This window comes from Dyadobacter koreensis (assembly GCF_900108855.1).
GTDB classification, from domain to species: Bacteria; Bacteroidota; Bacteroidia; order Cytophagales; family Spirosomataceae; genus Dyadobacter; species Dyadobacter koreensis.
On the sequence record NZ_FNXY01000007.1, the window covers coordinates 195,992 to 218,122 of the forward strand.

General features: G+C 40.7%; 24 protein-coding genes. 6 read left to right on the plus strand and 18 right to left on the minus strand.

The features are described 5' to 3' along the window. Positions 1-201: 201 nt before the first annotated feature. The 9 genes from BMY70_RS22220 to BMY70_RS22260 all read right to left on the minus strand — a co-directional run bounded on the left by BMY70_RS22220 (position 202) and on the right by BMY70_RS22260 (position 6,734). Positions 202-1,299, minus strand: a complete 1,098-nt coding sequence (locus BMY70_RS22220) for an NAD(P)H-dependent flavin oxidoreductase (RefSeq protein ID WP_090338496.1) — start codon at positions 1,297-1,299, stop codon at positions 202-204. Positions 1,300-1,303: 4 nt separating this feature from the next. Further along, complete coding sequence (locus tag BMY70_RS22225) at positions 1,304-1,693, minus strand: nuclear transport factor 2 family protein (RefSeq protein ID WP_229209727.1); 390 nt, start codon at positions 1,691-1,693, stop codon at positions 1,304-1,306. Between the two features lie 68 nt (positions 1,694-1,761). Then, positions 1,762-2,508 (minus strand): SDR family NAD(P)-dependent oxidoreductase, encoded by a 747-nt coding sequence (locus BMY70_RS22230; protein WP_090338825.1) that lies wholly within the window; start codon positions 2,506-2,508, stop codon positions 1,762-1,764. 23 nt (positions 2,509-2,531) lie between these two features. After that, positions 2,532-2,747 (minus strand): tautomerase family protein, encoded by a 216-nt coding sequence (locus BMY70_RS22235; RefSeq protein ID WP_090338497.1) that lies wholly within the window; start codon positions 2,745-2,747, stop codon positions 2,532-2,534. Positions 2,748-2,757: 10 nt separating this feature from the next. Further along, on the minus strand, positions 2,758-3,294 hold the full coding sequence (locus BMY70_RS22240) for a YceI family protein (RefSeq protein ID WP_090338498.1): 537 nt from the start codon (positions 3,292-3,294) through the stop codon (positions 2,758-2,760). 90 nt (positions 3,295-3,384) lie between these two features. Continuing rightward, positions 3,385-3,963, minus strand: a complete 579-nt coding sequence (locus tag BMY70_RS22245; protein ID WP_090338499.1) for a Crp/Fnr family transcriptional regulator — start codon at positions 3,961-3,963, stop codon at positions 3,385-3,387. A gap of 525 nt (positions 3,964-4,488) precedes the next feature. After that, a complete protein-coding gene (locus BMY70_RS22250; protein ID WP_090338500.1) occupies positions 4,489-6,156 on the minus strand; it encodes a PepSY-associated TM helix domain-containing protein in 1,668 nt (555 codons plus the stop codon). Next, a complete protein-coding gene (locus BMY70_RS22255; RefSeq protein WP_090338501.1) occupies positions 6,146-6,445 on the minus strand; it encodes a hypothetical protein in 300 nt (99 codons plus the stop codon). Before BMY70_RS22255 ends, BMY70_RS22250 begins: the two co-directional genes overlap by 11 nt. Before the next feature lie 4 nt (positions 6,446-6,449). After that, entirely contained in the window at positions 6,450-6,734 is a 285-nt protein-coding gene (locus tag BMY70_RS22260) for a hypothetical protein (RefSeq protein ID WP_229209728.1), read from the minus strand. Positions 6,735-7,238: 504 nt separating this feature from the next. On the opposite strand from BMY70_RS22260, the gene BMY70_RS22265 reads away from it, so the two are divergent. Next, on the plus strand, positions 7,239-7,619 hold the full coding sequence (locus BMY70_RS22265) for a response regulator (RefSeq protein WP_177197109.1): 381 nt from the start codon (positions 7,239-7,241) through the stop codon (positions 7,617-7,619). A 252-nt stretch (positions 7,620-7,871) separates the two neighbouring features. On the opposite strand, the gene BMY70_RS22270 is transcribed toward BMY70_RS22265, so the two are convergent. After that, positions 7,872-9,476 carry a MutS-related protein gene (locus tag BMY70_RS22270; RefSeq protein ID WP_229209729.1) on the minus strand — a complete coding sequence of 535 codons (1,605 nt, stop codon included), beginning with the start codon at positions 9,474-9,476 and terminating at the stop codon, positions 7,872-7,874. A gap of 426 nt (positions 9,477-9,902) precedes the next feature. Between BMY70_RS22270 and BMY70_RS22275 the strand changes: the two genes are divergently transcribed. After that, entirely contained in the window at positions 9,903-10,262 is a 360-nt protein-coding gene (locus BMY70_RS22275; protein ID WP_090338505.1) for a response regulator transcription factor, read from the plus strand. A 14-nt stretch (positions 10,263-10,276) separates the two neighbouring features. After that, positions 10,277-10,786 carry a DUF892 family protein gene (locus BMY70_RS22280; RefSeq protein WP_090338506.1) on the plus strand — a complete coding sequence of 170 codons (510 nt, stop codon included), beginning with the start codon at positions 10,277-10,279 and terminating at the stop codon, positions 10,784-10,786. 115 nt (positions 10,787-10,901) lie between these two features. Here BMY70_RS22280 and BMY70_RS22285 read toward each other — a convergent pair whose 3' ends face one another. The 4 genes from BMY70_RS22285 to BMY70_RS31000 form a co-directional block, all read right to left on the minus strand. Further along, the gene (locus tag BMY70_RS22285; RefSeq protein ID WP_090338507.1) at positions 10,902-11,816 is read right to left on the minus strand and encodes a helix-turn-helix domain-containing protein; all 915 of its coding nucleotides are present in this window, start codon (positions 11,814-11,816) and stop codon (positions 10,902-10,904) included. A 41-nt stretch (positions 11,817-11,857) separates the two neighbouring features. Beyond that, complete coding sequence (locus BMY70_RS22290; protein ID WP_090338508.1) at positions 11,858-12,625, minus strand: SDR family NAD(P)-dependent oxidoreductase; 768 nt, start codon at positions 12,623-12,625, stop codon at positions 11,858-11,860. 193 nt (positions 12,626-12,818) lie between these two features. Next, positions 12,819-14,519, minus strand: a complete 1,701-nt coding sequence (locus tag BMY70_RS22295) for a GH39 family glycosyl hydrolase (protein ID WP_090338509.1) — start codon at positions 14,517-14,519, stop codon at positions 12,819-12,821. Positions 14,520-14,569: 50 nt separating this feature from the next. Next, positions 14,570-14,728: a hypothetical protein gene (locus BMY70_RS31000; protein WP_177197110.1), complete on the minus strand. Its 159-nt coding sequence runs from the start codon at positions 14,726-14,728 to the stop codon at positions 14,570-14,572. An 807-nt stretch (positions 14,729-15,535) separates the two neighbouring features. On the opposite strand from BMY70_RS31000, the gene BMY70_RS22305 reads away from it, so the two are divergent. Together BMY70_RS22305 and BMY70_RS22310 are read left to right on the plus strand one after the other, a co-directional pair. Continuing rightward, the gene (locus tag BMY70_RS22305) at positions 15,536-16,300 is read left to right on the plus strand and encodes a helix-turn-helix domain-containing protein (RefSeq protein WP_090338511.1); all 765 of its coding nucleotides are present in this window, start codon (positions 15,536-15,538) and stop codon (positions 16,298-16,300) included. A 174-nt stretch (positions 16,301-16,474) separates the two neighbouring features. Further along, positions 16,475-16,864, plus strand: a complete 390-nt coding sequence (locus BMY70_RS22310) for a DUF1398 domain-containing protein (protein ID WP_090338512.1) — start codon at positions 16,475-16,477, stop codon at positions 16,862-16,864. Between the two features lie 323 nt (positions 16,865-17,187). On the opposite strand, the gene BMY70_RS22315 is transcribed toward BMY70_RS22310, so the two are convergent. Then, positions 17,188-18,159 (minus strand): zinc-binding alcohol dehydrogenase family protein, encoded by a 972-nt coding sequence (locus tag BMY70_RS22315; protein WP_090338513.1) that lies wholly within the window; start codon positions 18,157-18,159, stop codon positions 17,188-17,190. A 357-nt stretch (positions 18,160-18,516) separates the two neighbouring features. Continuing rightward, positions 18,517-19,122: a Crp/Fnr family transcriptional regulator gene (locus tag BMY70_RS22320; RefSeq protein WP_090338514.1), complete on the minus strand. Its 606-nt coding sequence runs from the start codon at positions 19,120-19,122 to the stop codon at positions 18,517-18,519. A 263-nt stretch (positions 19,123-19,385) separates the two neighbouring features. On the opposite strand from BMY70_RS22320, the gene BMY70_RS22325 reads away from it, so the two are divergent. Then, on the plus strand, positions 19,386-20,060 hold the full coding sequence (locus BMY70_RS22325) for a hypothetical protein (protein ID WP_090338515.1): 675 nt from the start codon (positions 19,386-19,388) through the stop codon (positions 20,058-20,060). Between the two features lie 386 nt (positions 20,061-20,446). On the opposite strand, the gene BMY70_RS22335 is transcribed toward BMY70_RS22325, so the two are convergent. Both BMY70_RS22335 and BMY70_RS22340 read right to left on the minus strand, forming a co-directional pair. Further along, the gene (locus tag BMY70_RS22335; protein WP_090338517.1) at positions 20,447-20,956 is read right to left on the minus strand and encodes a heme-binding domain-containing protein; all 510 of its coding nucleotides are present in this window, start codon (positions 20,954-20,956) and stop codon (positions 20,447-20,449) included. A 37-nt stretch (positions 20,957-20,993) separates the two neighbouring features. Further along, the gene (locus tag BMY70_RS22340; protein ID WP_090338518.1) at positions 20,994-22,094 is read right to left on the minus strand and encodes a VIT1/CCC1 transporter family protein; all 1,101 of its coding nucleotides are present in this window, start codon (positions 22,092-22,094) and stop codon (positions 20,994-20,996) included. Between the last annotated feature and the right edge of the window lie 37 nt (positions 22,095-22,131).

Sequence of the window (22,131 nt, forward strand, 5' to 3'; positions counted from 1 at the left end):
GCATATTGTTAAGTTTTTTCATCCAGTTAGACAGACTATTAGTATAGTCGAATAAGCATCCTGGTAACCGCAAAAAAAAGTTAAAATAGCTATATAACACAAAGCAATATCAGCCCAGATCAAGTCAGGAGCTGATATTGCCTTGAAAATCAATTATAGATTAGAAGAGAGTCAGGCGCGAAATCGTCAACACAAATAATCTTACTTTCCGTTACGAGTTGATTCTCTACTTTTTAAAATCTTCTCTGTGTCTGCGATCAGTTCTTTCATCAGAACTCCTGCGCTTGTGCGTTTCAAGTTACAGGTATTCTGACCAGACCAAAAATTTAGCAGATCAGTTTTTCCCTGAGCAAGTGCAGCTTCTCTAAGTGGCCCTATCAAACGGGTCTGCAATGGAAATGGTAAAACAGGTATTTGGTTTGGAACATCTTCCGTGATACGATTACGGATCATCCTGCCCAACCGGCCCGTTAAGGATTTGGAAAGAACCGTATATTTTGCCTCATCAGACAAAAGTGCAGCCTTATGAAGTGGACTCGCATTTGATTCGTCCGTTAACAAAAAGGCAGTACCAATTTGTGCAGCATCAGCGCCCAAAGTGAGGGCAGCTGCGATTCCTCTTCCATTCCCAATCCCGCCTGCGGCAATAACAGGGATCCTAATTTTAGCCTTGATCTGCTGGATCAGCGTGAATGTCCCGGTAAGAGAATCCTGTGCTGGTCGAAGAAAAGATGGCCTATGCCCTCCTGCCTCAAAACCAGCGGCAACAACGGCATCAATTCCTGCGTCTTCTAAGGCCAGGGCTTCATCAAGCGTAGTGGCAGCGCCGACTGTTTTTATGCCTAATCTTCTCGCTTCCCGAAGTATTTCTACTGATGGAATACCAAATATAAAACTGAAAACGGATGGCCGGATCTCAAAAACAGCATCGACTTGCTGCTCGAATTTTGAAGGTATATTCATATCCAACACAGGCAATTCAGCACCCAGTTCATCAAAGTAGGGTTTAAAAAGTGCTTCCACTCTTTTCAGATCTTCCCACGCGTCGTTACTCAGACTTAAATCTACGTCGGAAACCCACAAGTTGATATTGAATGGCTTATCGGTTTTATTCCTGATAGCTTTTGCCATTGCAATTATATCGTCCGGACTAAACGTGTAGGTTCCAACGCTACCCAGTCCCCCAGCATTTGAAACCGCAGCTGCCAGTTCAGGTGTTGAAAATCCCCCGCCCATGGGACCCAAAAGTATTGGATAACGAATACCAAAAAGTTCGGTGATTTTTGTTCGGTTCCACATGGTTTTAAAGGCTTACATTAGTCAATAATTTGTTAACAATAACCCATTTCCCCTCAGCCTTAGTCAGAGAAAGCAGATCATAATAATTAAAGTCGAACATAGGCAGACGTACCTTGGCAACCGCAATGGAATTAATTATTTCAATTGAAAGTATTTCCATCCGAAACTTTTCATTGAGCTCAAAGGGACTTTGCCGGTTTTCAACTCCGTGGAGGTATTGTGCCAAACTTTTAAAATAAGAATGTCCGTTGATATCTCCCGCTACCAACGCTTCCGGATGAAAGACCTGCCTGAGCAGCGATGTATCTCCGGTAAAGACACCTGTAAAGTAATTGTTTAATACAGCAGACACAGCCGCTGCATTGCTTGAATAATTGTCCATTTTTTTATCCATGACAGGAAGGTATGCGCCGGGCTTGACACCCTTTGCATACCATTAAAAAGTTTTAAATTTACTTGCTGTTACGCCATATGATGTCCGGCAACATGTCCGCCATCCAGATTAATAATCTCACCGCTAACAAAATTACTTTTTGCCAGATAAAGTGCCAATTCAGCGACGTCCTGTGTTTCGCCGATACGGTTCAGCAAGTGAAGACCCGCAAGGCTATCTGGGTTGTTAACACCGGTTTTTGCCTGGAGAGGACTTCTGATAATTCCAGGTGCTATTCCGTTGACACGGATATTGTATTTCCCAAATTCAGTGGCCAGTTGTCTGGTCAAAGCATGAATACCGCCTTTGCTCGAAATAGGCGCAGTCGCTGGAAAACCTCCGATCGCATGATCAACAAGCACAGTACCGATATTGATGATCGATCCTCCTCCCTGGTTTAACATCTGTTTTATCGCCGCTTGCGACGTAAAATAAGTACCTTTCAAATTGATGTTCAAAAACTTGTCCAGATAATTTTCGTCGACTTCCAAAAAAGATTTAGGCTCAAAAATACCCGCGTTATTCACGAGCACGTCCACTGCGCCGAATTTACCGACAGCCGTCTCGACCAATAATTTGCCAGTCGCGGGAATGCTTATATCACCAGCTATCATCGATAGCCGATCATGGTGACCGAGTTCAATAAACGTTTTCCTCAGATTTGCCTCATTCGCAGCATTGATAACCACGTTAAATCCATTCTCCAGGAACAATCCTGCCATTGTTTTACCAATTCCAGTCGACGCGCCGGTAATGATTATGGTTTGAGTTTTCATAATTTTCATGATATTTTAGAAAATCATTTGTTGGCTGTGATCCCCCTTTCCCGCAAGACAGATACCTGCTCACCGCCATAACCCCAATCATCCAGATCAATTTCCTGTATAACCACGTGAGTAAGATTAGGATCTTTGTTCAGTATTTCAGTGAGCACATTGGTCACCCCAGCTATCAAAGCTTGTTTTTGCTGACGGGTAACACCTTCACGGGTTACCTCAATTTTTACGTATGGCATGGCTATCTGGTTAGAAGCTGATGGTTGCGGTCAGCTTTACGTCAAGTTCAAATTCGTTATAAATCAACGTATCACCGAGATTGGCGAAAAAGTTTCCGGAGCGAAACTTCATATCGTACTTGGTTCGATCAACGATAATTTTGCCAGATGCGGTGACAACATCATCCAGAATGTTAACCTGAGCAAGGAAACTTACAGGATGTGTAATCGCCTTAATGGTCAGATTTCCAATAATCTGGTACTTATCATCTTCCACGTAGGTGGAACTGATTATCTCAAAATTTGCTACGGGAAAACGTTCGGCAGAGAAAAAATCATCCGATAACAGATGCCCGGCAAACTGTGCATTGGTATCGGGATCAGTGACGTCCAATATTCTGATAGATCTGACATCGATCGTAAAATCTCCACCGCGAAGCTTGTGCCCGCTAACAACAAATGTCCCCGCCGCAATGTCGATTGTGCCATTGTGAGCTCCTGTAATTTTCTTTCCTGTCCAGTCGATGCTGCTCTGAGCGCCATCGACTTTGTAGTTTTTTGATTCCATTTTTTTGTTATCAAGATTAAAATTTGATAACACAAAGGACCGCAAGAAACGGCAGGGCCTTACGTGATCTACATCACATTCGTATCGGAATTATCGGTGGCCGTTGTAAAGCCGGCTGAGCGTCTCGCGCGAGACACCGAGGTATGCGGCAATCAGATGTTTTGGAACAAGATTATAAAGTTGTGGATACATGGCGAGTAGCTCTTCATACCGTGCTTTTGTGTCGTTGTTCATAAAGGATAGCAGCCTTTTTTGAGACGCAAGATATCCCCGGTTGGTACGCCAGCGAAAAAAATGTTCTACCTCGTGAAGCTCCTTACACAACTTCTCGCGATCTTCATTGGAAATCCGCAAGACATCTGCGTCAGTAATGCAATCCACATTAATTGTCGCCTTTGTCTGATTATATAGTGCACCATAATCAGAAGTCCACCAGGTAGGCATTGCGAACTGGAGGATATACATTTTAATTTCATCTGTGATGTAAAAAGCCTTTAAGCAACCGGAAACTACGAAATATTCATGGTTTACCTTCTCACCCTCACTGATTACAGCCTGCCCTTTTTTGTAAGCCTGCATAGTGAAATGTGAAAAGACGTAATCGAATTGGTCTTCGCTCAAAGAAACTGTTTTCGCTATATGCTGTTTTAAAAGTTCTTTCGCTTCCATACTGGATCTTTGGTATTACAAGATTCATGTTGTCTTCAATTATAACCTGAAAAAAGTAAAATACGAGAAATTTCACACCGGCAGATTCTCTAACATCGATAGATCTTTAATTCTAAGCAATAATTAGTATCTTTTTAGACATTACCTACCGGTATGATGATCATCTAAATCCGTTAAAAATCTTTCCCTGGCAAGAAACGGCTTATTCTCAAAGATGGAATGTAGATGTCGTCCACCAAATAAAATGACGCGGAACACTTATGTTTCTGTTAAGGATAAATTTGTCGGGGATAGTGATTCCCACTATCTATAAAATCAAAAACATTACCCAAAAGACGGCTCATTAAATAACGGTACGCTAGCTCAGTACCTGTGCAATGATATTCTTCGCATTTATATCACCCCGGAACCAGAACCGGATGTTCTTACAAATCTAATGCTGAACAAAGACCTATTTAACAAATTGCCCCTGTCTTGTTAAACATAATAGTGGCAATTTAATTAATGAAAGGTATGCAATTATCTCTAAACCATTTTATTAATCAGAGTCTTTTCCTCACGTTTCTTAAAACTGAGAATTGAGAACGATTTGGCCTGAAGTCTCACCTTCCAATAAGAAAAAGCACAAAGGAGCGCCAGGATTAAAAACAACAAGTCGATAAACAAGATATCAAATGCTCCTTGTTTCCATGTATTCCACACCCATAAGTTCGTCGAAAATCCGTTAGCCAAAGGAACACCAAAACAAAGAACAGTTGAAAATAATAATGTTTGTCGGTTCATAAGCGGAAGATTTCTTCTGGCAACGAAATATAATCCAAGAACCAGCCAGCTATAAAAATATACGCGATAGATGACCGACTGATCGACATGGGGGAGCACTTTCAGCATTATAAATGTAAATGCCGTAACCGGCAACATGCTAAGGCAGGCAGCCATGAAAACATTGCTTGCCCAGAAATTAAATTTACGCTTGTAGGCAGGAATATTAGTCTTGTCCCGGGCAACAAGCCAAATCATAATTCCGGATGTGATCACTACACAACCCATAAGCCCAAGAACAAAAAAGACAATTCGAAGTGGAATTCCACCGAAATCACCGAAATGGAGGTGATAGATCAATCCCTTCACCCAGTCAATGTAATTTGTGCCGGCAGCCAGCGATTTCTGTTCCAACACTTTCCCCGAAGCGATATCCACTTTAACAAATCCTGATCCGGCGAAGCTTACTTTTGGATCTGGCTTCGTATCCATACTTACCTGCATATTCTGATCCAGGTAGCTTCCAATATGAATCCTGGATATCTGACCTCCTTTAATTTCTTTTTGCCATTTTGTCACAAAAGCATTCATATCAAACGAAGACGCCATCGGTTGGTAACTATATTCCGTATTCATGGACCTACTGTACTGCAGGCTTTCATAAAGCTTTTCGGAATCTCCATTGTATAGCAGCTTACTGAATGGAGAAATCAGCACAACGTTTACGATCAGCACAAGGCCAGTGACCGCATATATCAATTGAAAAGGAAATCCTATGACACCCAGAGCCGTGTGCATATCAGTCCACACCGTTTTCCATTTACTCCATGGTCTGAAAATAAAGAAATTAGATTTTATCTTGTCCCAATGCAACAGCAGACCGGTTATCAGGGCGAAAAGGAACATAAAAGAGACAATTCCCGCAATAAGGTAACCGAACGGGGTACCAATATTGATCCCAATCTGGTTCAGCTGCGCGAGAAAATGAAGCCGATACAAAAATTCTCCCATATCATAACCTTCGGCGTAAGAACTTGGCGTTTTATCGCCAAAATAGAAAAGGAAATAAGCCGAATCGTCGTCGCCTCCACGCCTTCCCCTTCCACGCTCTTTCTTCTTTGGCTTAGGCTTGCTTATCGTAGTGTCCTGTGAAGCACTCATATTTACATAAGTACCATGTCCCTGACGCAGCACATAAAAATCAAAATTTCTTCCGCGTAGATTATGATGCTGGGCGAGCGAATCAAAAAGATAATTGTAGTCGGCCGTTATTGTTTTTGCAACCGCAGACTTTCCCTTCTGCCAAGCAGAAATATCGTCTTTAAAAAAAGAAAAGGATCCCGCAAAAAATATGACATACAACAAAGCAGCAATGATGATCCCACTGATGGTATGCGTGTGAAAATAAATATTGTACTTTCTAGTATCCATGATGCAGATTAAATTTCAGTAGATAAGGCAAGGCAAATAGTGCGGTGAGCATAATGTAAATTCCCCAAACCCGCCATACATTCTGCGCGATAAAGGCGTAAAGCAGCAAAAATGCCCACAGCAAATACCCCGTAAAAAACGCAGTCGCAATGACTTCTTCTTTCGGAAGAAATGCCATCAAAAAAAGATGAAAACTTAGCATTACTACATATCCTCCCGCCGTTCCCGCGAGAATTTTACTAAACCTAATCCAGGGAGATTTTGTCAGATATTTCTTATTTGCTGGCATATTTCTACTTAAAAATAATTTCAGACACAACACCAAAAACATAAACAAGGCCTATGGTCCTGGTTCCAAAATAGCGGAAAGGGAAAAACAAAACGCAAACGGACCCTGCCATCATCAGGATTACAAAAGCAGCAAAGATTCCGCTCCCAATACCCAACAAACCAGTCAGCAAGACAGTGGCCAGAAGGAAAAGTGCACATGCCAAAAACTTGCTATACAGCGGCTTTCTCACCATGTAGTTCATTACCGGATTCTTCTCCGGCCAGCTTATACGCCGTGAAGTATTCATCCAAAAGATAAATCCTATAAAAAATAACAGACAAATTGTGCTAAACATTTTCACTCAATTAATGATCATTGTATTCTTTCTTTGAAAGACAATTGAGGGCCCTTATTTACAAACAAGCTCCCTGGACAAGCACAAAAGTAACTTAAATTTTTATTTAGAACTGGTATAATTAAATTTTATTTAAAATAATTATTGCTCTTGCGGTGCAAGATCACTCAGCGTGGTCATACTAAATGCCAGCATATGATGCTTCAATAGGTCATATTGCGCCTGGGCAGGATTAGCTGGTATATGGTTTATGCTGGAAAAATGTTCTCTTGCGATCCGGATAGTTTAGGAATTCAAATCCAGTTTGATAAACAATTGCGATTTCGTAAAACTAATTCTATATTAGCATCAAATATAAACTACAATTGGAAGTTGATTAATCCCGTCATCATTTAACCTCACTCCCGAATGCAAGGCTCTTCACATTTGGAAAATCTTTATAATAAAAGAACGCAAATGAGAAAATTTTATATCGTTGATGATGATGATGATGACCGAATGTTTCTGAAAGAAGCAGTTCATGCTGTTTTAGGCAATGTAGAAATCGTTGAACAAACGGATGGGCAGGATCTTCTGAAGGCGCTCGAAATAGATGACTTCGATAAAAAGCACATTGTGATTTGTACCGATATGAACATGCCTAAAATAGATGGTTTTGACGTCATAGAATTTCTCCAGTCGCAGAGCGAATACCGGAATATACCTGTCTTCATGATTTCGACTACCACATGCAAAGAACTTATTGAAAAAGCTTACAAGCTTGGCGTCCGAAAATATTTTGTCAAGCCTTACAAAATTTGCGAGTATAGTAGTATCGTTCAGGAAATAGCTTCCTGAATTTGAAATAACTATTTACTGAACAAAGCGTTTTTGTCAACAACAGCATTTTTTGCACAAGACTACCCTACTAGTTTCAAGCCTGAATGATGGAAGGACTCTACACCCTTTCTTGCTGAATATAACCATATCCGGTATCTGTTTTTAAGAAGCCTTAAACTTCTTTGAGAAACCGGCGAAGGCAGATAATGCCCAAGACAATACCGCCAGATTCAAATTAAGGTGTTATTACAGGGTTGGAAAATCGTTCACTTAACGACTTGCAGCTTTTTTAATATTGTAAATGCGGTTTGCCAAAATCGTTGCCTCATCCGTTACTTCTCTGGGGTATCCGTTCAACTCCAAAATCCTTATTGCATTTGTATTTCTTAAATTTCCGGTTTTGATTTTATAGTCAAAAGCGATGGCGCCGTCCTGAACGACCTCTGTAAAATGATATAGCGAAAATTTATTTTCCAGCAATTCGGCAAGTTCAAGGTCATGCGTGGCTACAAAAACAATATTTGGCCCTTTATCCAGATAGGCTAAAACTGCTTTTCCTGACGCGATTCTCTCCACCGTATTGGTGCCCTTGAATAGTTCATCAAGCAGAAATAAGTTCTGAAAACCAGAAGTGCTCTCTTCAAGTAAATACTTGACGGTCAGCACCTCTTCAAAATAATAACTTTTCTCACTTAAGAGGTCGTCTGATATCCTGACTGCCGAATGAATTTTCAGGACGGGGGAATTAAATTCTTCTGCAAAACAAGTATTGATTGTTTGGGCTGTGATCGCATTGATACCAATGGTTCGAATAAATGTCGTTTTCCCTGACATATTCGACCCAGTTAACAGCGCCGATCTTTCATTCAGATCAATTGAATTCGGGATCGATTGATAGATTAGGGGATGGTAAACCTCTGTGGCAGTTATTCGCTTTTTCTGGCTGGTAAGCTTGGGAAAACAAAAATAAGGCACATCGTTACGTAAAAAACTTATAGACATGGCAACATCCAGTTCCCCGATGAATTCATAAACCTGCTGAACTTCACTCCTTTTTGAGTCGAGTTCCTTCAAAACATTATAAAGCACCAACGGCTCAATCAGGAAAAGTGCTTTTACGAGCTCAACCAGATACTCCACTGCCAGACCGATCTCACTTTGCAATTTCACCTCCAATTTAAAAAGTGACATTTGCATACCCAGGCCGTTTATTGCCCTTATCGAATCGGAAACCTCGGGACTTACTCGGCTGCTCATTACAGGCAGTTTTGCAATTCTCCCGGCGATCTGGTTCAATAAAAGCAGCTGTGGAATCGATCCGCTGTACTTATATAAATTTATTTTATTCCAATAATGAACACCAAAGTTGACCATCAGTAACAAAACCAAAAAAATAAGTATCTTGGGAAATAAAAAAGATGCTAAAACTGAGGAGAAACTGATAAGGGAAAGAACTGGAATTATCCAATACCAGTTGGGCTTTGGGATATGATTTTCGAGAAAAAGTGAAGAAATATAATATGCATCTTTATTAGTCAATAAACTAAGTTCCAGCATTATCTGGTCCCTGATCTCAGGGTTCGCGTTCAAGACATTTATGATTTCCTCAAATTTATCACACCTTTTACTATTGCCGGGAATAGTTCTCAACACGCTATACAAAAACTGCTGCCCTATTCTGGAAATTGTCCGGTCAATAAACATGAATACCTCACCCATATCCAGGTCCTGAAAAGTCCGGTCCTGGATTACCTGGTAAAACTTCCTTTTGTCGCCTAGAAGAAAGAAACGCTCAATTTTACTAAAATCAAAAGTGTCTGTCTTTATCTTACCAAAGTCGGCCTTTAATTGATCAAATTGTTTTCTTCTTGACATAACCAATGATAGTTTGAACGCGATCTTGTCTGGTCTTCAGTATATTTCGTTTTGATCCTGCTCCTTCCAGCCTTTGCCTGACCACCCGCAAGTTCTTCAATAATACTTTACTTACCTTTTTTTTACTAGCGTTCAGAGTGTTTTATCTTAAATAATTAATTTCTGCCAGGTTTAGATAAAATTCCATTCGTTTGTACCGGAATTTTAGTCCACAAAATATCCTCCACTATGGTGCTCAGATCAGTATGACATTCGTCAATGAAAAATTAACTCTTAAAGCTTTGTAAATAATAGATAATTAATTTCATGGAGGAAAAACAACATAATTTCTGCTTTACTTTTATTAGTATTATTATAATTTACTGGCCTGATATTTTAGCTAATTATCCCGATTGAAATATATAAACCCTACGGCAGCCCTGATGTATGAAAAAAATACTTGTAATTGATGACGACAGGGACATACTTGAACTTTTGAAAATTGTTTTTCGTGATTCCGGACATGAAGTCATTTTCTCCGAAACTGAAATGGGAACAAATGATATTTATGTTCTCCATCCCGACCTTATTTTGTTAGACGTTCGAATCAAAGGCTCATCAAAAAGCGGAGCAGAAATATGCCGTGAACTGAAAGCTGATACAAAAACAAGAAATTTTCCGGTTGTTTTGTGTTCCGGAGAGTATAATCTTCATGATATAGCCAGAGAATGTGAAGCCGATGTTTACCTTGCCAAGCCTTACAATCTAACAAGTCTTTTGACTCAAGTAAACAGATTTATTTCCTGAAAAATGTAATAATTATGTACCAAGAGGATAATATAAGCCTGAATAAGAGCGATCTGGAAGAATTTTTCATCCATCATCTGAATAAAATCTATGCCGCAAAAACATTACTTGTTTCCGAACTGCCCGAACTTTTCGACAGTGTATACTTTTCGGATTTGCGGGAAGGAATACTCGATACCATCGAAGAAGTAAAAAAACAGATATCCCGTATGGACGAAATATACGATATATTAGATATATCCTATATTGATGCAAATCCAAACGGTTTAAAAGGACTCATTGAGGATTCTTTTCAGGATATAAAACAGCATAGTGAAAATCCTGAATTAAGAGATATGTCGATTCTCTTTTATCTTCATAATATTGAAAGTATTGAAATGGCTTCTTTTCAGATCCTTGAAATGCTCGCTGTAAAATTGAGAATTAATAAAATAAAGCAGCTCATCCAAGATAATTATGAGGATGCGAAAGCAAGCCGGACTCTCTTATTGCTTATTAATGCAAAGTATATTTCGACCGTTTAGTAAGGCTGGATGTCAAATTTGCATTATTTTAGGGGAATTCATTCCCCAGCAAATGTTTGTCTTACCGAATTTTTCGGACGCTAAAATTGGTTGAATAATAAAAAAACACCAAAAATTAAGACGGGTTAGTACTGACCTGACTCTGATTTCGAAAATCACGTGGAGAAAATCCAGTTCTGTTTTTAAAGACTTTTGTGAAATGCGATGGATGTTCAAAACCAAGATCGTATGCTATTTCGCTAATAGAGTTTTCTGTGCTCCAAAGTAAGGTTTTTGCTTTGTCAACCAGTTTTATCTGGATGTGTTCATAGGTCGATTTGCCGGTATACCTCTTTAAAAGATCCGAAAGGTAATTGGGAGATAAATTCAATCTGTCTGCAAAATAACCAATGTCTGGAATACCCGACTCGATCGGAGAAGTCTGAGAAAAGTAATCCGTCAGCATTCTTTCAAATTTTTCCAGCAAATCACTGCTCGATTTACCTCTCGTCAGGAATTGACGATCGTAAAATCTGGCACAATAAGACAAAGCAAGTTCCAAATTCGTTAAAATAATATTGTAAGAATGTCTGTCCAGATTTATAGAAATCTCTTTCCGGATATTTCTGGCACAGTCTTCGAGCACTATTTTTTCGGTTTCAGAAATGTGCAGTGCTTCATGTATATCATAGCCGAAAAAAGTATGACCGGTCAAAATACTTCCCTTATTGCTGGCTTTAAAAAAGTCGGGATGAATATAGATTCCCCAGCCTTTTACTTTATTTTCCAGGCCGGGATTTAATATTTGATCGGGTGCTGTAAACATCAGCGTGCCTTCGGAAAAATCATAGCTCGTCCGGCCATATTTGAATTCTCCTTCTATCACCTTGCAGGCGATCGAGTACAAATTCAGGCGGTAACTTACCCCTGGTCTCCGGTGCGAACGATCTACCTTTTCCAAATCAACGACCGATATTAAAGGATGAAGCGGCTTCTCATGGCGAAAAAAATCGTGCAGCTCCGAGATAGAGTCAATAGCTATAAATTCCATAAGCCAGTTGTTTTACCTATAAACATATTAACCTAAATAATTCAGATATAAATCCCCCCTCCAACTTCAATACGTTGCCCATTCACAAAACGACTATCATCCGAAAGCATCGACGCAACGAACAGACCGATATCATCTGCTTCCCCAAGACGCCCAAGCGCAGTCATGCCGGCTATTTGCTGACGGTGATTTTGATCCCCTTTTCCTCCGCCGAATTCGGTATCGATAGCTCCCGGCGCAACAGTATTTACCCGGATTTTTCTGTCTGAATATTCAATGGCAAAATATCGGGTTAATCCTTCTATTGCAGATTTAAGAGCGCCATAAACGGCTACTCCCGGAAAAGCAAAACGTGCAAGCCCGGATGAAATATTTATGATCTGCCCGCCATCGATCATAAGTGGAATCAACTTTTGCGTAAGAAAAAACACACCTTTGAAATTTACATTGACCAAATCATCAAAGATGCTTTCTGTTGTATCCTTAATAGCAATTCTCTGAGCAATTCCGGCGTTGTTAACGAGATAATCAAAATTATCACGACTCCACTCTTTGGCAAGCACATTTGAAACTTGTTTAGTAAAGTCGCCAAACGAACTAACGTTCATGACATCTAATTTTAACGCCACAGCACTGCCGCCATTTTGCAGAATTTCATCGGCCACCGCTTTTCCCTTTTCAGCATTTGCGTTATAGGTAAGTATCACGCCCAGCCCTCGTTTTGCTGCATTTAATGCGATACTTCGTCCGATGCCACGGCTCCCTCCGGTCACCAGTACAATTTTTTTGTTTCTATTTTCTGTGTCCATAACTTAGATGTTTAGGACACAAATTTCATGCATATTCCGGGCGATTATTTAAACATAAAAAGGCAAGACTTATACATTTCCCTGATTACGACAATTTCGTAGAATAGACACAGTCCAATGGCATCAAATCGCGAGTTCATTTCCCCACAATATTTTCATAGAAATTTCTGATTTTATAAACAAACTACCTAGTTCACCATTTAAAATGAAGAAGCGAAACAGCCTGACGCGGAAGCTGCATTTCGATAATTACACTCCCGTCTTTTGGTGTGATCCATTCGGGCGAGGTAAGCAATTCGAGCTGTCCGGCTTTTTCAAGCAACCGGATCTGTTCTTCCGAAGGTTGTTTTGGCGAACCCATACTTTTCCAGGCTTCGTAGGAATTGCTGTTTTCTTTATCAATACGGTAATGATTAAGCTGTACCTTTTGAGACGGTAGTCCTTTGACTGCAACCTTGACTGCTGCGTCTGGTGATGGCACATTATCATCATGATAATTCCATACCATTACGGCCGCTGTACTTGCACTTTTTGAAGCAAGGCCATTGATGTCGGCCTGTCCGCGGACGCTCTCATCTCTCACCTTTTTGAAATCGTAGGCCAGGTTCTGTTTTACTTCAACTCGGTTTCCCTCCATCATGCCAAACATCCTGAAAACATTCAGCACGGGCTTATCGACCCCATTAGTTGCCAGGTCACGAAAACCGCGAAACCAGGCTTGATCCTCGAACTCAAACGACCAGCTCACGGCACCAAGAAGGTTCACGCCTCTGGCTTCTGACATCTCATATTTCCTGGCGAAAGATGCAGCGGTATAACTTGAATACATGGTGCCATTCCTGTAGGCATTTTGCGGACTCATGTCTTCCGAACAAGCGGCACATCCTTCCGGGTCTGACTCTCCAATAATAATCGGAAGCTTTTTCAAAGCTGGATATGAAGCAACGATTTCGAAACCTTTGTCCAGGTCACGCAGCTGCGTTCCCATGTTCATTTGTACATGGCCATCGACAAGTTTAGGAGCTCCTTTGGCGTGATAGGTGATAAAATCAATCGGTGAACCTGTTTTTCCCGTCACATAATTCTTGCCCTTCGTGATATGGTCCAAAAAGGTTTTCATAAACAATTCCGATTTGTCCCACGATGGCCCGGTAACTTCCGGACCTCCCATTCTTGCTGTCGGAAGAGCACGTTTTACCGCATCGGCCGTGTAATCGTACAGTTTGATATATTCTTCCGTAGTACCTTTCCAATAACTGATATTTGGCTCATTCCAAAGTTCCCAATACCAGCTTTCCACTTCCTTCTGACCATATTTTGCGACCGAATGTTTCACCCATTGATAAACAAGTTCAGCCCATTTTTCATAATCTTTAGGAGGATATGCCCATCCCAGATAAATGTCGTTATAGTCATCGCCTGGTTTCCAATGATGGCGATAAGGCTCTGGCTTGCTTGATAGGGCCTGTGGCATAAATCCGATCTGCGCGATCGGTTTCATTCCTCTTTCCAGAAATGTATCGAATATTTTATCAACGATCGTCCAATTGTACACCGGTTTTCCCTGCGCATCCTCGGTATAAGCGTTGGTTGAACCCCATTTCAGTGCAGCTTCGCCATCACCGGTAACCAGAAGACTGTGAACCCGCACATAAACCGGCACTTTACTTAACTGAGAGATTTCGGTCAGTAGTTTTTTACCGTCTTTCATGTAAGTATAATTAGGCTCGTCATAGCCAAAAAATGCCCAGATTGGTTTCATAGGCGCTTTTACGGTGCTCAGATTTACTTCAATTTGCACAGGTGTCGGCTGAGTTTGAGAAAAACAGGCAGTTGAAAACGCTGAGTAAAAAGCGGCATTTATCAAGAGAATTTTCGTCGTTTTAAAAAACATGCGATCAGATTTAAGCGTTAGAATTATATCCCGGATTCTGGTTAATCAAATTATTTCAGCTGATTAGCTGTGTAAGGAGGTGCAAGGACCTTCTCCCACAAATTCCTGTGCGTGCTCTTTATTGCATCAAGGAATTCATCCTTTGTAAGACCAGACAGGTCGGGATATACTTTAACCGTTTCTTCAAATGCTGTTCTGAAAGCTTTCACTCCTCTCCTAACCCTGTTAAATACTTTCATCGCACGGCTGAAGGGCTATCAATTTAATTGACCGCCATCGGTCACTAGTAAGTAAAATATCTGCATACCGGATCTAAGGATAATTCACCTGTTCTTTGAAAAACCCAATGGCAATTGCACTATTCTCGTAACAGTCGCTGGCGTTGATAATATGTAAGGCATTTAATGCATTTATACCATGGTTTTTGCCAAACAAGAAACCTGCGGCTTTATGTGTGGGACCCGGGCCATAAAAGTTTTTTGAGCAGTCAAGCTTAAAAACCTGTTACCCATGCATTCGATAACCAATTGCTTTTTCCGCGCTAATTCGGCATCATCCGTCAGTTTCTATATTTTGATTTAGGAAATGTTAGTGTTTCAGCGATGGCGTTGCTGACGATCCTGATGTGGATTGAAACCCTGACCGGTTGAAGTTTCACATCTTCCGGTAAAAGTTAGCAGCAGACCTTGAGGTTTTTTTGCCGTATATTAACTTTCATAGAATTATTAACTTTCAGGCAGAAAATTGATCTTGTCGATATTTATCTCATAACCCGAGTTTGCGAATCAGCCGGTAGATATCCGGATAATAGCGTGCGGGTAGAAGTTTGATATGCTACTTGAAAGAAACAAATTTATAACATAAAAAGAGTTTATTTACATAATCAATTACAAGACAATTAGCCAAGTCAATGCTAGGATACACTATGCTCTTTTCTTAAACAGAATCTATTTCTTCTGTACTCCTCAGTAAGAAGCCAGTGCTTAACATTTGCAGCTAATATTGCGCACGAACAAATGAGATTTGAAAAATTCATACCGACAGACCAGCTAAAACCCTATATCAAATACTTTATTGTGTCAGAGAATGAATTGGAAAACGAGTATAAAGTTTTCCCTTTATCAGGTCTTGTAATCGGTTTCCAATACAAAGGAAAACTTTCAACCATAAAAGATAATAAAGAAAGCAGACTCACTTCCGCAGGAATAACGGGTATTACAGATGGCTACAAAATCTTCAGGAATTCGGCTGATATAGCAACGATATTGGTTTATTTTAATGAAACCGGCTTTGTTCATTTCGCATCACATCCCGTGAATGAACTTTTCAATTTAAGCCTTTCATTGAATGATGTTTTTGATAAAAACAGAGTAGCCGAAGTTGAAGAGAAATTGGCGGTTGCAAACACAGACAAACTACGAATAAAGATCGTTGAGCAGTTTTTGGTATCACAGCTTAAAGACATTCAAACAGACAAATTGATAATTGAGGCGGTCAGACTCATTTATCAAACAAATGGCAAAATCCGTATAAAGGAGTTGAATGAAAAATTGTGTATCAGCCAAAGTCCATTTGAAAAGCGTTTTAGAAAAGTGGTAGGAACCACAGCTAAAAAATTTGCTTCAATAGTTCGTTTCAATACGGTTCTTGACAATTTGAGCGAAAGAAAATCGCTAACAGACATTTGTTACGAAAACAACTTCTTCGATCAAGCACATTTTATAAAAGACTTCAGACAGTTCACAGGCGACACCCCGGAAAATTTCAAACGTTTCTTATAGGCAAGAAAACGATTTTTTACAATTACAGCCATTTTAAGGGTTGCACCTTTGCATAGTGATTGTTATGCAAAGGCAATCAATCAATTAAGTTCAAAATAGCTGATATTTTGAGACCTTTTAGCATTTTAGTTACGTATAGGTTAACTGTTTTTTAAAAATTTAAATTTCAAAACAATGTTTACAGTGGAACAAATCAAGGAGGCTCACAGTAAGGTGCAATCAGGCGCAGACTTTCCCGCATATATCCGGGATATTAAATCATTAGGTGTTACCCACTATGAAGCCTTTGTAGCAGACGGACATTTGGATTATCATGGTACCAGCAATTATACTGTAAAAGTGCCCGCGAAGTATGACCAACTGGCTATTGGTGACACCTCACAAGTTAAAGAATTTAAAGCTGAGTTAGTTGCTCACCAACAAGGCAAAACAGATTTTCTTACGTTCATTAAAATGTGTGCGACGTTTGGTATTGAAAAGTGGGCAATTTATATGGATAGCATGACTTGCACTTACTACGACAAAGCAGGAAATGAAGTCCTGGTGGAGCAAATTCCGCAATAAAACTACCTAAAAAATCAGCCTGGTATTATCCAATGGCGTGTACGGGTACAGAATTGCTGTGCATCAGCCGGCGGAATGTTATTCACATTCAAAACCAGAAAATAACCACCCCATGTAATTCGAATAATGACATCGCTTGTTCAGGCATTTGGAATTATTTCCTGTCCCTCAGCCAGATATACAGCCCGGACTTTTTGTGTAAGTAAGCTAAAAATGAACTCATTCAAAAGTATTCCCGGAGATACCAACCGGCATATAACTGAATGATTTACCTTGGCGGGTATGTTTATGCAAAAGGTTCTTAAGTATGAAAACCCGTTATATCAGTCGGTAGTAACTACAATTTTCCCGCTTGCCTTGTTGCTATCCATCAGTTTGTGCGCCTCAACGATATTGTCGAGCTTGAAAACGCCACCAATGCTTAATTTTATTTCACCGCTTTCCACCATGGATATAAATGACTGAAATATTTTTTGTCCGACGCTTATTTGTCCGGTGTCATATACAGTCAGATTTACTGCGGCAGGGATATAGTCCATCGGTGCAAAATCCTGAATAGTCCAGGTTTCAGAAAGCATGCCGGTCATACAAACGCTTCCTCCCGGTTTAGCGCAGGAAAGCGAATCCTTTAATGTATTGGCTCCTACAAGCTCTAATATTTTATCGACTCCCCCCGGATATAGCTGATCAACCTGTGCTTTAAGATTACCATCGTCAATCAGCACTTCATCGGCACCTCTTTCAATCAAAAACTGCGTTTTCTCTTCGCTGCGACTCGTTGCAATCACATTAAGTCCTGCATGGCGGGCCAGCTGAATGGCCAGAAGCCCGACTGACGACGTACCACCGCGAATGAGAATACTTTCCCCGTTCTGTATGCGCAGCGCAAGATGCAGAGAACCATAGACGGTCTGAAACATTTCTGGAATTGCGCCAAGTACGTCCCAGGATAACTTACTGTTAAACGGATAGATAATCGAGCCGGGTAAGACAGCATATTCAGCGTAGCTCCCGTCATAATCTCTGCCCATTCCACCCATACAAGCAGCAACTTGCTGTCCGGGCTGCCATTTACCGCTGGGATCAGCAATGATTTCACCCACACATTCAATGCCCAATATCCTCGGAAAGTTTACGCCGGGTGAATATCCTTTTCGGGTCATCAGCTCAGAACGGTTTAGTCCGAAAGCCTTTACACTTACCAGCACTTGTCCCATATCCGGCTCTGGCACCGACCTGTCTTCAATTATCAACCGTTCTGGCCCTCCCGCATGGTGAATAACTGCTGCTTTCATAGAATCTTTGATTTTTTAAAAGAATTAAAATGTAGCATGCCATTTTTCAATAAAATCTTGTCAGGTCTTTTATTGTCACAAGGCGATGCGGCATGAAATATCCGTCCTTCCCATACAAGGTTGCAATTGCAGCAGAATCACTATTGATGAGCGTGGCAGAATAGGCATTCAACAATTCTTTAATTGTGCTCTGCTTGTTTCATTATAATCAATTGTTAACCTGCTTTCAGATGGCTCAGACTCAATATTATCTCCCATAATTATTCTACGGATTCAGACCGGGAGTAATAAGGCAAAGTTCTGACCAAATGTAAAAACTCACCCATAAACAACTGTAAGAAAAACCCTTAAACTATATTAAGATTTCTCCCTTGAAACGATTGACTTTCGGATTTTACTCAGGAATTCAGGTGTAATTCCCAGATAGGATGCAATCTGGGCATTCGGCAGCCTGTTCGCCAAATGAGGATACTGGGCCAGAAATGACTGGTAACGCTGCTCACCTGTGGAGCTGATGTTTTCCAGGACCCTGTTTTGCAGCTCCATATATTTTTGCTCCGTAATGATACGGAAGTTCCGGTCAAACTTGTGATGATTGATAAAAAGGTAGAGAAGATCTGCCTTTTTAATTTGTAGGATTGTAGATGGTTCCATCGCCTCAATGTACAAATGGCTAGGCTTTTCTGAATAAAAGCTGCTCAAATCGGCAATCCATCGGTCTGCCGGCCTGCCATTTTCAGCAACGAATTGCAAATTATGCTCCACACCCTTCTGATCCACGTGATACATCCTGAAACATCCGGATACGACAAAAGTATAATACTGGCACAAATCTCCCTGCTGCAGTATAAAATGGCGACGCTTTACCTTCTTTTCAATAAATAACCGGATAATTTCAGACTGTTCGCTTTCATCAAGCGGAAAATATTGTTTGAAATATTCAATAAGTTGAGATGTTGCCAAGATTGCAGACTATAGAAGGAACCATAAATTAGTATTATTCTGATAACAATATTTTTTTTCTTTTGTTACCTGCAGATATAGGTTTTGTACAAATATTTACAATGAAAGAGATATATCTCGGCTTTGAACTACCAGTTTCATAACTTAGTTTAGGAGTATTTCTTAAACTAAGTTATGAGTATACCTTGCTGAAAAGAGCAAATTTTGTCAGGGAATTACTGGCCCGAGAAATCAAAGTCCACAAAGTGTGTGAAGATCTAACCATGAAACCAACCGTACTGATATTATTGATCTGCCTGACGCTACTCAGCTATGCGCATGCGCAAACCATTAAGCTTGACCTGAAAAGACTTGAACCAATCCAGGCATCAATGTCCATTCAGATGATCGGCGGCAAGCAAGTGCTTCGTGTCTTGAAGGATACCACAGTGAAGGAAGTAGATGAACCTACGTTTGTGAAAGTGAAAGGGGTAAACTTTCGCAACGGCAGCATTGAGGTAAAAGTACTAAGCAGGTTACTAAAAGATGCACCTGAATATGCCAGAGGTTTTATAGGTATCGCTTTTCGTGTCAATGAGCAAAACTCAAAATATGAGAGTATCTATATCAGGCCGACTAACGGCAGGGCCATGGATCAGGTGCGCAGAAACCATTCTATTCAATACTATTCATATCCGGATTATAAGTTTGATATACTCCGCAAACAATCGCCTGAAAAATACGAATCTTACGCAGATATGGAGCTCAATAAATGGATCACGCTGCGAATTGAAGTAAAAGGCGCTCATGCCAAATTATTCATTGATAGAATTTCGCAGCCGCCTCTGATTGTCAATGACCTTAAATTAGGACCCGATGCATCAGGCGGCGTGGCCCTGTGGGTGGAAGTGGGCACGGAAGGCTTTTTTTCCGATCTGAAAATTATAAAGCAAGATTGACACGAGGTAACACCGAATAATTATCAGTTAAGCTTAAATTAATACTGTCTGCTGTTACTGGCCTAAATGCTAGTGAACAAGATCTGAAAGACCTCATGGATTTCGCGCGGCAAGGCCAATCCGCCGGGACTGCCATACCTTTTGGAATCAATCCCAAGGCCAGCCATTATCTGAAATCGGTGATACCAGAATTTAATATGAGGGATATTGCAAATAAAATCTTGGTGATCTTAAATGTTGGCATGTTTAATTTAACTTCTGAAATGGGACTGTTTATGGATAACGTTTCCAGGAATTATAAAGTGATAGCAGTATCAACCAGCGGACGCGGAAAGTCAGAAATAGGAATTTCTGGGTCTAACCATTACAGTGGTTTCACTTAAAATTCAGCTTTCAGCCTTCGGCATTCTTCTTTTCATTTTCAGACTATCCGCAGGATATTCATTTTTCAGCATTGTCATTTGCTGCTTTGCCCAGTTGATGATCAGCTGGCGCTGCTGATCGGTAAGATTTGCCTCCTGATGCAGCCCTAAAGATGTATACGATTTCAGCGGCATTTCTTTTTCATCCACCATTTCAATGATCTCATCAAATTTATGGTTCTGCACAGCAACCGGAAGTTTGGTGAAAGTGGAGAAGTTCAATTCTCTTTTTCCTTCCCGAACGTGATTATCCAGAAACCAGGCCACTGGCTGAATATTGACATACCAGGGATAAGTTGTTTTGTTACTGTGACAATCATCGCATGCCACCCTTAGAATTTCCTTTACTTCGCCGGACACCGGGTACTTCAGCGCAACGTTGCCCGTCTGATCATCGGAAAGATTTTTTTCCGGCCTGAATAATTGTATGATTACCAGGATGGCAAGCAACCCGAGTGCAATTTTTTTGAACATAATAGAGAAAATTTATGGTGAATAAAAGTCATTCGATTTAACCTGCGACAGAAACACCAATCAGTCTCCCAATGCCAAAAGTGACAGCGGCAGCTGCAAGACCGAAAAGAACTTGTCTGAAACCAGAATACAAGACACTTTTCCCGGTAAACAAGGTAATGGCTGCCCCGATCAGAAACAATCCGAATGCGCTAAAAACAGTACTTGCCAGTATCGCCTGAGTACCGCTTAGAAAAAAGTACGGAGATACCGGAATGATTGCTCCAACTGAAAACAAAAGAAAGGAAGTCACAGCGGCTTCCATGGCAGAACCTTTCAGATCTTCCACGTTAATACCGAGTTCTTCTTTGATCAGGATTGCCATTGTGTCTTCCTTGTTTGACATGATTTCCCGGGCCATTTCCAGAGCTTGTTGCTGTGGGATGCCTTTTGCCTGATAAATCAGTGCAATTTCTTTTTCTTCACCGGCAGGATTGGTTTCGAGTTCGTCCATTTCCAGCTGCATCTGATTCTCACTCAGTTCCTGAGAACTTTTCACAGAAATCCACTCGCCCAGAGCCATCGATAAAGCACCCGCCAGCAGACCTGCAAGTCCGGTAAGCAATATTTCCTTTTGCCCGATGGCTGCACCCGCTATCCCCATGACCAGACTAAAATTGGAAACAAGTCCATCATTTCCGCCTAAAACGGCAGCCCGCAACGCATTCCCTCCCACTGACCTGTGCCTTTTTTCAAATCTGGTGAGCGTCGACCCGACAATTTTCGGGTTGTTTTCCAGTATGTTATTCAAAATCGCTACATGGGCGGTGTCTGAGATTGAACTGTGCGATCTGTTCTTGTTTCTGGCATTGGCTACGGAAGACGAAATACTCTTTTCAGTATCCAGAAGCACCCCCAATATGTAGTCATATCCCAAAATTTTACCGATCGTATTCAGGATTTTCGCTCTCGCAGACGGGCCAGGTAGTTGCGACAAATGCAGTTGATTTTTAGCCATAAATGCCGCTGCATGCCCATGCTCTATTTCGCTCATCTGGCTGAAAACGCTTGCCACATTTTCGTCTTCTTCGTTTTTGGCGAGAATCCCGTACAGAAAACTGGCGTCGATTTCGGTTTGTATGTTTTTAAGACTGACCATGGTTTGTTTACAATTTAAAATTGATGTGCGAAGAAAT